The 13483-nt window shown below is 36.3% G+C and carries 9 protein-coding genes; 5 read left to right on the top strand and 4 right to left on the bottom strand.

Features of this window, described 5'->3' with window-relative positions:
• The first annotated feature begins 80 nt into the window (after positions 1-80).
• Complete coding sequence (locus tag B154_RS0109955; protein WP_018613837.1) at positions 81-2060, top strand: right-handed parallel beta-helix repeat-containing protein; 1980 nt, start codon at positions 81-83, stop codon at positions 2058-2060.
• Positions 2061-2268: 208 nt separating this feature from the next.
• Here B154_RS0109955 and pepT read toward each other — a convergent pair whose 3' ends face one another.
• The gene (pepT, locus tag B154_RS0109960) at positions 2269-3516 is read right to left on the bottom strand and encodes a peptidase T (RefSeq protein WP_018613838.1); all 1248 of its coding nucleotides are present in this window, start codon (positions 3514-3516) and stop codon (positions 2269-2271) included.
• A gap of 242 nt (positions 3517-3758) precedes the next feature.
• Between pepT and B154_RS28185 the strand changes: the two genes are divergently transcribed.
• Positions 3759-4625, top strand: a complete 867-nt coding sequence (locus B154_RS28185; RefSeq protein WP_018613839.1) for a CPBP family intramembrane glutamic endopeptidase — start codon at positions 3759-3761, stop codon at positions 4623-4625.
• A 226-nt stretch (positions 4626-4851) separates the two neighbouring features.
• Positions 4852-6246, top strand: a complete 1395-nt coding sequence (locus tag B154_RS0109975) for an FAD-binding oxidoreductase (protein ID WP_018613841.1) — start codon at positions 4852-4854, stop codon at positions 6244-6246.
• Between the two features lie 146 nt (positions 6247-6392).
• On the opposite strand, the gene B154_RS0109980 is transcribed toward B154_RS0109975, so the two are convergent.
• Positions 6393-6851, bottom strand: a complete 459-nt coding sequence (locus tag B154_RS0109980) for an FKBP-type peptidyl-prolyl cis-trans isomerase (RefSeq protein WP_018613842.1) — start codon at positions 6849-6851, stop codon at positions 6393-6395.
• 227 nt (positions 6852-7078) lie between these two features.
• On the opposite strand from B154_RS0109980, the gene B154_RS0109985 reads away from it, so the two are divergent.
• Together B154_RS0109985 and fmt are read left to right on the top strand one after the other, a co-directional pair.
• The gene (locus B154_RS0109985; RefSeq protein WP_018613843.1) at positions 7079-8386 is read left to right on the top strand and encodes an exo-beta-N-acetylmuramidase NamZ family protein; all 1308 of its coding nucleotides are present in this window, start codon (positions 7079-7081) and stop codon (positions 8384-8386) included.
• A 50-nt stretch (positions 8387-8436) separates the two neighbouring features.
• The gene (gene fmt / locus B154_RS0109990; protein WP_211217475.1) at positions 8437-9408 is read left to right on the top strand and encodes a methionyl-tRNA formyltransferase; all 972 of its coding nucleotides are present in this window, start codon (positions 8437-8439) and stop codon (positions 9406-9408) included.
• Positions 9409-9528: 120 nt separating this feature from the next.
• Here the strand turns inward: fmt and B154_RS0109995 are convergent, their stop codons facing one another.
• Together B154_RS0109995 and B154_RS0110000 are read right to left on the bottom strand one after the other, a co-directional pair.
• Positions 9529-9942, bottom strand: coding sequence for a hypothetical protein (locus tag B154_RS0109995; RefSeq protein ID WP_018613845.1), 414 nt, complete (start codon positions 9940-9942; stop codon positions 9529-9531).
• 327 nt (positions 9943-10269) lie between these two features.
• Positions 10270-13281 carry a PAS domain S-box protein gene (locus tag B154_RS0110000; protein WP_018613846.1) on the bottom strand — a complete coding sequence of 1004 codons (3012 nt, stop codon included), beginning with the start codon at positions 13279-13281 and terminating at the stop codon, positions 10270-10272.
• Positions 13282-13483: the final 202 nt, after the last annotated feature.

Raw genomic sequence — 13483 nt, forward strand, 5'->3', positions numbered from 1 at the left:
TTCGCTTGAAATCGTAACAAGATGACGTTTAGAAGTTTCGTTTTAAATTCCCCAAAAACACATACCTAATAAATCACCAAATGAAAACCTTATTGTTTCTATTAGCATCTCTATTTTTTATAAGTAATGCAAAAGCGACAAATTATTATTTCTCTAATAATTCTGGAAATGATGACAGAACGGCTAAAGAAGCTCAAAGCCCTTCTACTCCATGGAAAACACTTAATAAATTAAATTCTTTTTCCGGCGACCTCCAGCCGGGAGATCACATATTATTCAAAAGAGGTGAAACCTTTTACGGATCAATAACACTAAAAAAATCAGGTACACCAGATATGCCTATTGTATTTTCTACTTATGGCACCGGGGAAAAACCTGTTATAACCAGTTTGGTAAATCTTACTAACTGGACTCCAACTGCCGGTTATAAAGGCGTATACGAAAGTTCTGACGCTTCTTTAGGCAAAAGCGTTAGTATTCTTTTAGTAAACAATGTTTTACAGCAGTTAGGCCGCTATCCCAATGCTGACGCTCCAAATAAAGGATACCTCACTATCAAATCTCATAATAGCAATATTTCTATTACCGATAACGAACTGCCCCCTACTCCAAACTGGACAGGAGCGCAACTTGTTATCCGTATGGCGAGGTGGAAACTAGACAAAGAACAAATTATTTCACATGAAGGAAATACTATTACTTATAAAGCTTTTTCAAAATCAACACCAACAGATAATTATGGTTATTTTATTCAAAATGATGTAAAGACTCTCGATCAATTTGGAGAATGGTATTACGACCCTTCTTCTAAGAAGATGTATGTTTACTTTGGCCAAAAACCTCCATCTTCGTATTCGGTAAAGGCATCAACAATTGCGGCTTTGATTTATTCAAATAATAACAGCAATTTAGTTTTCGACAATCTGTCTATTCAGGGAGCTGATGCTTATGGCTTTAGAATTAATAATTGTACTAATGTATCCATACAAAATTGCGATATCCTTTTTTCAGGAAATACAGGTATATCCTTCGGAACAAGTTCATCAAACCTTAACATACAAAATTGCACCGTAGCTTACTCAAATAGCTGGGGAATGAAACTCGGAAATACTACAGGTTCAATTGTTAAAAATAATGTTATTCGAAATTCAGGTGCTATAGCAGGTATGGGAGAAAGCGATAGCGCACCGTATAAAGGTTTAGAATTTGGTGGATCAGATGACGTAATAGAAAACAATGAGATTGATAGCTCTGGTTACATAGGTATTAATTTTAATGGTAATAATCAAACCATAAAGAATAATGTAATTAACACATTTGGATTTGTAAAAGACGACGGTGGCGGAATTTATACATGGGCCGGGAACGCAAATACTATTTTTTCTAATAGAAAGGTGATTGGAAACATTGTATTAAATGGCACAGGTGCACAGGCTGGTACAAACTCCCCAAACTCTGCAGCCAACGGTATTTATATGGATGGCGCAAATGGAGTTGAAATTACCGGCAATACAGTTGCAAATACTTTTCGGGGAATTTTTGTGAACAACGCTTTTAACATAATAGTAAAAGATAACACTTCATTCAATAATCAAACGGCATGCTATATGCAGCATGCGGGTCACCTAGGAAACAACACGATAGTTAACAACACTTTCTTTTCGAAACTTCCTACCCAGCAACCTTTTGAAATATTCACCAATGGTAATGATGTAGATAATGTACTAGGAACTATAGACAATAATTATTATGGACGTCCTTTGGGTAATGACAGGGTATTTAAACAAACTTATAAAAACGTTGAAGGTAAAAAGGTATCTGAAGCGCTTTCTTTAAATGATTGGAAGACTCTTCGGGGAAAAGATCCTTCTTCACACATACTTTCAATGCAAGGCAGAAGAAATATAAATCCTGATGACTACGTTCGTTTCGAATACAACGGAACAGCGGCAGACAAAACGGTATCTTTAGCAGGCAATTATAAAGACGTTAACAATAATTCATATTCAAAAAGCATCGTTATAAAACCTTACTCCTCTATAATACTATTAAAACAATAGGAAAAAGAATTGATTTAAATTAAAAGTATCATCATTAATAGGTATAGGTAGTCGGCTTTCACACACGAGACCACAAAATAAAGCTGACTACCTATAACCATATGAGGTGAACCTCTAAGCTTTTCATGCAGCAGACCATGGTTAAATTACCTTTGTCAAATTGTGTATAATTACGCTAACTATTGTTTTAATATTTCTCGAACTCCACTTAACCCCTCTCCTGCCATACCTGTACAAGATTAACCATGACCTCTACAGCCTTTTTCATATCTCTTACTCCAATCCATTCTTTTTTGCTGTGTATGCCTTGCATACCTGTGAATAAATTAGGACATGGTAAACCCATAAAACTAAGCCTGCTTCCATCGGTACCACCACGTATGCTATGCCTGTGCACCTTCAGCTTACTTTTTTTGTAAGCTTCTTTTGCATACTCAACCACCTGCGGATATTTTTCCAGCACTTCTTTCATATTACGGTATTGCTCGACGATGGTAAACTCCATTTTAGCTTTGGCATGTTTGTGCAGAACGTTTTCTGCAATTTTTTTCAACCGCTCTGTGTTATGCTGTAAACCTTCCCTCGTAAAATCACGCACAATAAATTCAATGGTTGCTTTCTCTGCCAAGCCCTCCACACGCACGGGGTGAACAAAACCTTCGCGCTTTTTAGTTGTTTCCGGGCTAAATTCTTTTTTAGGAAGGGCAGCTAAAATTTCACCTGCGATCTTCAATGCATTTACCAGCCGACCTTTCGCATAACCGGGATGTGCAATCACGCCATGAACCGTTATCGTAACTGCATCTGCACTAAATGTTTCATCTTCGAGAGTACCTAATTCACCGCCATCTAGTGTGTACCCAAAATCAGCAGCCAATTTATTCATATCTAACCTAGCGGTTCCTTTTCCTATTTCCTCATCCGGGGTAAACAATATCCTTATCGTTCCATGGCTTACATGAGGATGAGTCATTAAAAAATTTGCCATATCCATTATTTCTGCCACTCCTGCTTTATCATCTGCTCCCAGCAAGGTAGTGCCGCTTGCAGTTATAATACTTTCTCCTATATGTTCTTTCAGATATTTAAATTCTTTCACACTCAAAATCTGGGTAGTATCATCGGGAAGAGCAATATCCTTTCCATCATATTTTTCATGAAGAATAGGCTTTACATTAGTACCGCTGCAATCAGGGGCAGTATCTACGTGGCTGCAAAAACAAATAACCGGAACCTCTTTAGTGGTGTTTGAAGGAATTGTTGCATATACATATCCAAACTCATCTACATGCGCATCGCTTACTCCCATCGACAATAATTCTTCTACAAGTATATTACTCAAATTCTTCTGCTTCTCAGTAGAGGGCGAAGCATTGCTTTGCGGATTACTTTGTGTATCAACCTGCACATATCTCAAAAATCTTTCAACGCATGTAAACTTATAACTATCAAACATCTTTACTAATTTTAGGCAAATTAGTTATTAGGACTGATGGAAAAAAACTGAAGTACAAATGTTAAAGGGTAACCGTTTCTGTTTATCGTAAGCCTGCATCCGAAGATTTTTTTATGATCCTTGCTATTTACTACTATTGCGCTTCTGTTGCGTCGCACTCTTGTACTTTTATATCTTTATTCTGCATAAGCAACGATTGCTGATCTTAGCCAAAGATAAATACAGTATTTTAAAGTCATAAAATGGAAATGAAACAAAAAGCACTTATAAAACAAGGCTGGCTCCGTGCTCTTATTTATTTTGCAGCGATATCTACAATAGTGTATGTTTTTTCAAATTTCGGCAGTAATATTATAAGCCAATTTGAAGCAGGTACGGAAAAAGGAGACGAAAATGTACTGCAGTTTGGAATACTGTATTCTCTAATGGGGTTACTGATTTTCCTTTATACATGGCTATCAAGAAAATTTATAGATAGAAAAACTTTTTCCTCCCTTGGCTTTTCCTGGAAAGGTTATTCTAATGAAGCCGGGCTCGGTTTTTTTTCTGCGCTTGCCTTGCTAGGTGTCGGCTCTGTTATATTAATTGTAACAGGTTACCTTTCTTTCATTTCAGTAAATTTTGATGCAGGCGGCTTGTTGATAGGAATTGTTATTATGCTTGTAGTTGCTTTTGTAGAAGAATTGTTGTTCAGAGGATATTTACTAAACAATTTAATGCAATCAGTGAATAAGTGGGGAGCACTGAGTATCACTGCAGCTTTGTTTTCATTGTTTCATGGCTCTAACCCAGATATCTCTCTGTTTGCTGTTATAAACATTTTTTTAGCCGGAATTTTATTAGGCATAAATTATATTTTCACAAAGAATCTTTGGTTTGGCATTTTCTTCCATTTTGCCTGGAACTATTTTCAGGGACCGGTATTAGGATACGAAGTAAGCGGATTAAAACTTACGAGCCTGTTGCAACAATCTATATCCGGACCTGAAGCCTTGACTGGTGGGCCTTTTGGTTTCGAAGGTTCATTGCTGTGCCCTTTATTATTTATTGTTGCCGTTTTAACTTTTTCATTCTTTTTTACAAAACGATATGGACAGACTTTTAATTAAAGGTCTTGTAATGAAAAAAAAGCCTTTTATTCATTACAAATTGTTTAAAACTTCTTCTTCAAAAAGCACAAAAAACGCTTTATTTATCTCTGCCTATTGCATTTTATATTTTTCTTGATTAACTTGGCTGACGTTTTTGGTTCAGGCAGGCATCTCACATCTTCACACTATTCGCCTTGCCAATGGGTTAATGTATTTAGTATCTCTCACCCTTAAAAAAAGTACTATGCTCAATGAAACTTCTATTCAGGAATTCAGGGCAAATTTAAGAGGCCGGTTAATAGAACCTCAAGACCAAAATTATGAGAATGCCCGGCAAGTGTACAATGCAATGATTAGTAAAAATCCCGCTTTAATTGCACTTTGTGCAGATGTCGGAGATGTAATACAGGCAGTAAATTTTGCAAGAAAAAATAATATTCTTCTTTCCATTCGCAGCGGAGGCCATAACGCGGGTGGGTTAGGCATTTGTGATGAGGGACTGGTAATTGACCTTTCTCTCATGAAGTATACGCTAATTGATCCAAAAGCCAGAACAGTAGTTGCAGGTGGAGGATGCACTTGGGGAGATATTGACCATGCAACCCATGCATTTGGCTTGGCTACACCCAGCGGCATTATTTCGACTACGGGTGTTGGAGGATTGACTTCAGGTGGTGGCATTGGGTACCTAACCCGCAAGTGCGGCCTTACCATTGATAACCTTTTGTCCGTAGATATGGTACTGGCTGACGGAAGTTTTGTTACAGCAAACCAGGAACAAAACAATGACCTGTTCTGGGCTGTAAGAGGCGGAGGCGGAAACTTTGGAGTAATTACAGATTTCAAATTCAAGCTTCACCCAATTGACACTGTCTATGCAGGGCCAATGTTGTGGGAACTAAGTGAAGCAAGAGAGGTGATGAAGTGGTACGATAAACTGATAAAAACAGCACCGGATGATTTAAACGGCTTTTTTGCTTTTCTCACTGTTCCTCCGGCACCTCCGTTTCCCCAGCATCTTCATCTAAAAAAAATGTGTGGTATAGTGTGGACCTATACAGGACCTATGGATAAAGCTGAAGAAACATTTAAACCTATAAGGGCATTTAAAACTCCTGCTCTTGACTTCGTTGGTCCAATACCACACCCTGCTTTGCAAAGCATGTTTGATGCACTTTATCCCCCCGGATTGCAATGGTACTGGAGGGCTGATTTTGTTAAGGACTTAACTGATAATGCTATTGAAGAACATCTTCGTTTTGCCGAGACACTTCCTTCTATGCATTCAACCATGCATATGTATCCCATCAATGGAGCCGCATCTCGCGTAGGCAATAATGAGACGGCATGGAGTAACCGCGATGCTACATGGGCAATGGTTATGGTTGGCGTCGATGCTGACCCGGCTAACAAAGAGAAAATAACGTCCTGGACTAAAGATTATTGGGAAGCAGTGCATCCTTATTCTACCAGGGGGGCTTACGTTAACTTTTTAATGGATGATGAGGGTGAAGACCGGATAAAAGCAACGTATGGTGATAACTATGAAAAGTTAGTGAAGATCAAGAGTAAGTATGATCCCGATAATTTATTCAGGGTTAACCAGAATATAAAACCTTCTGTAAAAGAGCCTGCATAATTAACATGTTGAATTGAGAAAAAACTGTACAAGTGAGTGACACAAGAATGTTGAGTAGGTTGCCGCTGCTAAGCACATAAACAGAACAGGCTGGCAGCGTAAACCACCAACCTGTTATTAGTTATTAATAGATTGCTTATAAATGATTATGGCATTATAATCAGCGGACTCTTTCCTCCTATGATCTCTACCAGCTCCAGGTCAAAAGTCAGGTCTTCACCTGCTAAAGGGTGGTTTGCGTCAAGTATTACCGCATCCTCTTTAACCTCTCTTATAATTACCGGGAAATTTTGTCCCGAGCCATTACTCATATTCAACTGCATACCCACTTCAGGTGTTACGTCTTCAGGGAAACGATCGCGGGGAAATTCCATAAAAAGGTCTTCCTGTTTTTGCCCGTACGCTTCATCTACAGGAATATTTATAGTTTTCTTTTCTCCCACAGTCATACCTGTAACACCGCTGTCAAAACCGGCAATCACACTTCCGCTTCCCACTTCAAATTCAAGTGGTTCACGCCCTTCACTACTATCGAAAGTTGTGCCGTCGGTTAATTTTCCATGATAGTGAACCTTAACGGTATCACCACTTTTTACTTGTTGCATATTTGTTGGTTTAAATTAAAACTGGATTAAATGTACAGATTGTGCCTTATAATTCTCTATTTTATACCCTAAAAACAACTTAAAACTACTATACAAAACACAAAACACTTGCCACAATAAGTATTTTTTACAATACAATTTCTGTCAAAAGACAACAAAATAAAATGATTAATAAAGAAATGGCAAATTAAATTTGCGTTATGCACTCCCCTGAACTATTACAAAAAATGAGAAAAACTTGGCTTTTGATTTTTATTTTCTTTTTGCCCATTGCGTTTATTATTGCGCAAAAGCCGGTCCATACTGCAAATAAAGTTGCCTTGAAAAATATTCATTCCCACACTCAAGACGGAAAAATTTTGCCGGGCGCATACCAGACAAAAGAATATTTACCGCTTCTACAAGGAAAACGTGTCGGCGTGTTTGCAAATAATACGGCGATGATTGGTAAAACTCATTTGGTCGATTCACTTCAAAAACTGGGAGTAAATATTACAAAAATATTTGGTCCGGAACATGGTTTTCGCGGTACAGCAAATGCAGGAGAGAAAGTAGATAGTTATACCGACTCACAAACAGGCATACCAGTAGTTTCTTTATATGGCAAAAAAAGGAAACCTTCAAAAGAAGACCTGTCAAATGTAGATGTATTGCTGTTTGACATACAGGATGTAGGAGTTCGGTTTTATACTTACATATCTTCTCTACAAGAATTTATTGAAAGTTCGCTGCAATATAGTAAGCCTCTTATTATTTTAGACAGGCCAAACCCTAATGGTTTTTATGTTGATGGTCCCGTGCTTGATACCGCTTTCAGAAGCTTTGTTGGAATGCAACCCGTTCCTGTTGTTTATGGTATGACCATTGGAGAATATGCCAAGTTTCTTGTTGGAGAAAATTTGCTCAACAGGGATACAACTTCTACAGTAGGTTCTACAAAAAAAAACAAGGGCCTAAATATGACAGTTATAAAATGTCGTAACTATACTCACAGTAGTAAATATGTGTTACCCGACAAGCCTTCGCCCAATCTTCCTGACGCCGGGTCGGTCTACTGGTATCCGTCCATCTGCTTCTTTGAAGGAACTGTTTTAAGTGAAGGTCGGGGAACGGATAAACCTTTTCAAATTTTCGGTCATCCTTCTTTACCCCAAAATTTATATTCCTTTACCCCTGTTGCCAATGCCGGTGCAAGTGACCCAAAACTTAAAAACCAGTTGTGCTACGGATGGAACATTTCTGGTAGTAATGAACAAATACTAAAAGAGATCAATAATCACATCCAGATAAAGTACTTGCTTGAGGCTTATAAACTTTTTCCTGACAAAGAAAATTTTTTTATAAAAGCCCGGAAAGCTAACGCCAAACCCACTGATTATTTTTTTAACAAACTTGCAGGTAATGCTGAGTTGATGCAACAAATTATCGATGGAAAAAGTGAAGCAGAGATCAGGAAAAGTTGGGAACCAAAGTTATCAGCATTTAAAAAAATAAGGAAAAAGTATCTATTGTACCAGGATACGCATCAATATTAAAGTAGGCAGTCGTTTTGAACAGGTTAGAAATAATCTTTTACTTTTGATATATGTCGGAAAATTTCAGCTCTCCTCTATCCCAAACTCCTGCGCTACGAATAGTATTTATGGGAACACCGGAGTTTGCCGTTGCGTCTTTAAGTGCGCTGGTAGAAGCAGGTTTTAATATTGTAGGAGTTATTACTGCACCCGATAAGCCTGCTGGCCGAGGATTGAAACTGACTGAGAGCGCGGTAAAAAAATATGCTGTTGAAAAGGGATTACATATATTACAACCGGAAAAATTAAAAAACCCTGATTTTCTTGCAGAATTAAAAGCACTAAAAGCCAATTTGCAGGTAGTTGTTGCATTTCGTATGCTACCTGAAATTGTTTGGAATATGCCCCTCTATGGAACTATTAATCTTCACGGTTCACTTCTTCCTCAATATCGCGGCGCGGCGCCTATAAACTGGGCAATTATAAACGGTGAAAAAGAAACAGGGGTTACTACTTTCAAACTGCAGCAGGAGATTGATACAGGCAATATTTTATTACAGGAAACAATACCTATTGGTGAAAATGATACCGCAGGGTACATACATGATGTAATGAAAGAAATTGGTGCGAATTTGCTTGTGGCAACAGTAAAGGGAATTGAAGACGGTTCTCTACAGGAAACGGCTCAATCAGAAGCGGTACAACAGGTTAGCGGTGAATTAAAACACGCTCCTAAGTTATTCACCACAGATTGTACTATTAATTGGAATAAAACATGCGATGAAGTACATAACCTTATAAGAGGATTATCTCCTTATCCAGGCGCTATTACTACCTTAGAAGGCAAAATTTTAAAAATTTACAGCAGCACTAAAGAAAAAACTACTCCAAAACATACTGCAGGAACCTTTGCAACTGATGGCAAAACATTTTTAAAATTTGCCACTTCAGATGGCTACATTCACGCTACCGAAATTCAACTGGAAGGAAAAAAAAGGATAGGCATTGAAGATTTTCTCCGAGGGTACAGATTTAATAAGTAAAATGAAAAAGGGGTGTGAGAGTATCTGCCAACTGTTTTGATGAATATGCGTATTTCGTCTGATTCTTTTATCTCGCTCGGGCTAATCTCAAAATAGTGGACGCCATAGGTTCATAAATTATTATGCAAAGAAAACTGGCTTTTCCTCTCCTCTTTTAAAATTTCGCACCCATTGGTTTAATTTATCTGAAGAAACAGGAAAAACTTTTTCCGTAACTTGTTTTTGTGGACATTCAACTATATTCATCTTATACAGGTTGTTCGCAATATCCTCCACCACGTCTTCTTTGTCTGCTTTATCAAAAGTATACACCTTTCCCGAATCAATCTGAAACAATAATTGCTTTGGAAGATTTGTAAGTCTGTTACTTTCAGCTGTTTCTACTGGTAATGCTTTAAAATATTCGCCTTCCCTGAATACCTCAAATTTGACAGGCACATATTTTATCACATTTCCCGGACACCGATACTTTACATTGATAAAGAGATCAGCAACTTTATGCATCGCCGCGGTAATAACTACGAGGTTTGTCATAACATATCAGATTACACTGGTTAGAAAAATAGATTTAAAGTAGTCGCAAAAACCATCGTGAAAAAGATAAACTTATTAACTTAAGCTGATTTGGCTGGCGAAGAATTCCTTACTCTTATCATGTGTTATCGGCTGGAGATATATCCATTATAAAAATACGACTTTTCGTATTTCATTTGATGAAAATATATAAAAGATAAAATTTGAATGAGAAAAAATAACAATAACTACATTTTTGTTGAACTATAAGAATATCAATTTAAAACATATAAAGTGAAAAGCACTTATTACCTTTTAAATTTACCCTACATTAAAGATCTTGGTAATCTATATAACGGCAGGCGCTACAAATCCGTTGCTTATTTTTTTTGCTTTTGCCAACTCTGATGCAATTAATGGTTTAACTATGTTATACTGATTAAGCAATTCCTTATTTAAATAAACAATTTCTTCTAAATTCTTTCCCTGTTTTGAATTTTCCTCCATTGTAGAAGCAATAGCAGTCATTTTGCTTATCTGCAAAGGGCCAAGACTACTTTTGAGCTTATGACATGCTTTACTCACCGCATCCCAATCTTTCTTTTTTATATTCTCCCTAATCTCCTCAAGCATTTCAGAAGTAGTTTCAAAAAACAGCTCTATCATTTCTATTAGGTATTCATTGTCTTCCAACTGATGCAAGTAGCTTAGGTCATATAGTTTCTCAGCTGACATTTGTTCCTGTTCCATTTGTTTTTCTTTTATGTGTATAGGATCTATAAGATTATATAAGTGTTTCATAAGATCATTAGGAGAAAAAGGCTTGGCCAGGTATCCATTCATACCAATATTAAAGCATTTCACTCTCTCATTTCTTAAAGTGCTTGCTGTCATTGCAATGATAGGTGTATCAATTTTTAATTGCTTTCTAATATGCTCTGTAGCCTGGAAACCATTCATTACTGGCATTTGTAAATCCATAATGATCAGATCAAAATGTTTTCCGCTTTCTAATGCGTCAACTGCTTCTTTTCCATTGTTTGCTATCTCCCACTGAGCTTTCATTTTTTGCAACACACTTGTCAGTACTCGTTGGTTAACTACATTATCTTCCACAATCAATATCTTCTTGTTCTCTATTCCGTCTCTATAAATATTAATATCGTTATTATTATCGTTACGTAAAGGTGCTTGTTTTGTGGTAGCAGGTAGATAAGGTATTTGTACGTGGAAAGTTGTTCCGGCTCCTGGCACGCTCTGTACATATATGGTTCCGTTTTGAAGCTCAATCAATCTCTTAATAATTGCTAATCCCAGGCCTGTTCCGCCAAACCTTCTTACAGTATCGTTGCCCGCCTGTGTAAAACTTTCAAAAATATTATTTATATGCTCTGAAGAAATACCAATGCCCGTATCTGAAACATCAAACGCGATATAAATTTTTTCATCATTTTTCTCAATAACATTTATATAGACTTTGATTTCTCCCTTTTCTGTAAATTTGACTGCGTTGCTTAAAAGGTTATTTAATATCTGAAACAATTTGTGAGAGTCTCCATTTATACATTCAGGAACCGCATCATTTATTGAATAATTTAAGACTACATTTTTTCTCAGGCTCATCTTCATTGGCTGCAATACGTTTTGCACCGCTTCTCTAATGTTAAAATCTATCGCTTCAAGTTCCATTCGGCCCGCCTTTATTTTAGATAAGTCTAATATGTCATTTATAAGAATTAACAAAGCATCAGAAGATTTTTTAATTAGCTCAGCATATTCTTTTTGCTCAATGTCGAGTTCTGTATCGAGCAGCATATTGGTCATACCCATTATTCCATTCATTGGCGTTCTGATCTCATGGCTCATGTTTGCTAAAAAGGATTCCTGCAGTTGTTCCGCCTTTTCAGCTTTTAACCGGGCATCTATTAGTTGTTGCCGTTGATAGGTCAAATCGGAGATATCTTTAGCAACGCTGCTGATTGCAAAAATGTTATTGTTTTTATCAAATAAGGGAAATTTAGTAACCAGGAAGTTTTTCCTGCCTTGCCCTGTAACCATGACTTCTTCAAATTCAATTGGCTTACCGGTGTTTTTTACCCGTAGATCAATGGTTTCAAAGAATTCAGCTCTTTTTTTCAATAAATCAATGTCATTATTTTTTTTGCCGACAATCGCTTCACTGCTTATTCCAAAAATCTCGGTGAAATTTTTATTAATCATTAAGTATTTTCCTTCAAGATCTTTAATATAAAGAATCATAGGAATATTGTCAAGAACTGATTGCATCCGAAGATTGTATTCCTCTTGTTGTTGTTGTAATCTTATTCTTGATTCTTTAATTAACCCTTCAACGTATTTAACCTCAGTTATGTCTTTTGCTATGCTTTGAAATCCAACAATCTTATTATTTTCTTCTATCAGTACCGTACTTAGTTGTATAACTTTTATCTTGTTATCTTTCGTCTTGATCTCAAACTCCTCTACCAGGTCTTTTATAAAATTTTTGTATTGGCTCAAATAAAATTTAGCAATTTCATTTTTATGATTGTCAGCAAGCAAAATATTAAAATGCTTTCCTATCAATTCTTCCATCTTATAGCCTGTAAACTCGAGACCCTTATCAGACATGTAAGTGAAATGTCCGTGCAGATCAGTAGTAAATATTATTAAAGAAGATTTTTCTATTAATCCTTTGTATTTCACCTCACTCTTGTGGGCTTCTTCCTCCGCTATTTTCCTGTTTATACTTTCTCTGTAAATTTTATATAAAGCGATTAAAAGTAAGATCAATACTAAAATCTCGAATGCGCTTGAGTATATAAATCTTTTATCAGATACTTCCTGATCGCGGACAGTCCTCTGATTTAGTAGTTCGTTTTCTACTTGCAGCATAGATCTTAGTATGCCTTTTAATTGGGCATACAATCTTTTTGACTCTGGCCTTGATAATAAAAACAATGCCTCCGGCTGAGACTTTTGTAAAACATCAAAAACATGATTTACATATTGAACTTTTGCATTGATAATTGTATTTAAAGCTTCAAGATTTTTTTGTTGTACCTCGTTATCAGCAGTTAAGCTTTTCAACTTATTAAATTGAAAAGACGCTTTTACTTTACGCTCTTTGGCAACTTCTGTAATATCTTTTTTGTTTGCTATTACAAAACTTTGATCCTCAGCTTCAAATTCGGTAAATAAAGTATTTAAATTTGTAATCCCTTTAATTACCTGGTGCGAATGACTAACCCAATCATTCAGATGCTCTGACTGCTTCTTATTTTCATAAGATAAAATAGAAAAGTATAAACCGAAAATCAATATCAATACAAATGATATAATTAAGTGTTTACTGGTTTTCATTTAACTTCTTTAATTGCATTTCAAATGATAATTAAAAAACATTGTGTTGCTCACACGATACTTTTTAAATAATTATATACTACTCAATGCTATTAATACAATTCTTTTGGCAGGCCTCATTTGGCCGTGCTTTTACAAAAGAAATCAACAGCTATAATAAAGAAACGCACAATTAACTGGGTTTAGTATTAACACAGAAATT

Source organism: Segetibacter koreensis DSM 18137, assembly GCF_000374045.1.
GTDB lineage: Bacteria > Bacteroidota > Bacteroidia > Chitinophagales > Chitinophagaceae > Segetibacter > Segetibacter koreensis.

What these genes read in the sequence shown, in the direction of transcription:
- B154_RS28185 (WP_018613839.1), top strand. Translation starts at nt 3,759, where the DNA reads ATGGAAATGAAACAAAAAGCACTTATAAAACAAGGCTGGCTCCGTGCT.
- B154_RS0109955 (WP_018613837.1), top strand. Translation starts at nt 81, where the DNA reads ATGAAAACCTTATTGTTTCTATTAGCATCTCTATTTTTTATAAGTAAT.
- fmt (WP_211217475.1), top strand. Translation starts at nt 8,437, where the DNA reads ATGTCGGAAAATTTCAGCTCTCCTCTATCCCAAACTCCTGCGCTACGA.
- B154_RS0109980 (WP_018613842.1), bottom strand. Translation starts at nt 6,851, where the DNA reads ATGCAACAAGTAAAAAGTGGTGATACCGTTAAGGTTCACTATCATGGA.
- B154_RS0109975 (WP_018613841.1), top strand. Translation starts at nt 4,852, where the DNA reads ATGCTCAATGAAACTTCTATTCAGGAATTCAGGGCAAATTTAAGAGGC.
- B154_RS0110000 (WP_018613846.1), bottom strand. Translation starts at nt 13,281, where the DNA reads ATGAAAACCAGTAAACACTTAATTATATCATTTGTATTGATATTGATT.
- pepT (WP_018613838.1), bottom strand. Translation starts at nt 3,516, where the DNA reads ATGTTTGATAGTTATAAGTTTACATGCGTTGAAAGATTTTTGAGATAT.
- B154_RS0109995 (WP_018613845.1), bottom strand. Translation starts at nt 9,942, where the DNA reads ATGACAAACCTCGTAGTTATTACCGCGGCGATGCATAAAGTTGCTGAT.
- B154_RS0109985 (WP_018613843.1), top strand. Translation starts at nt 7,079, where the DNA reads ATGAGAAAAACTTGGCTTTTGATTTTTATTTTCTTTTTGCCCATTGCG.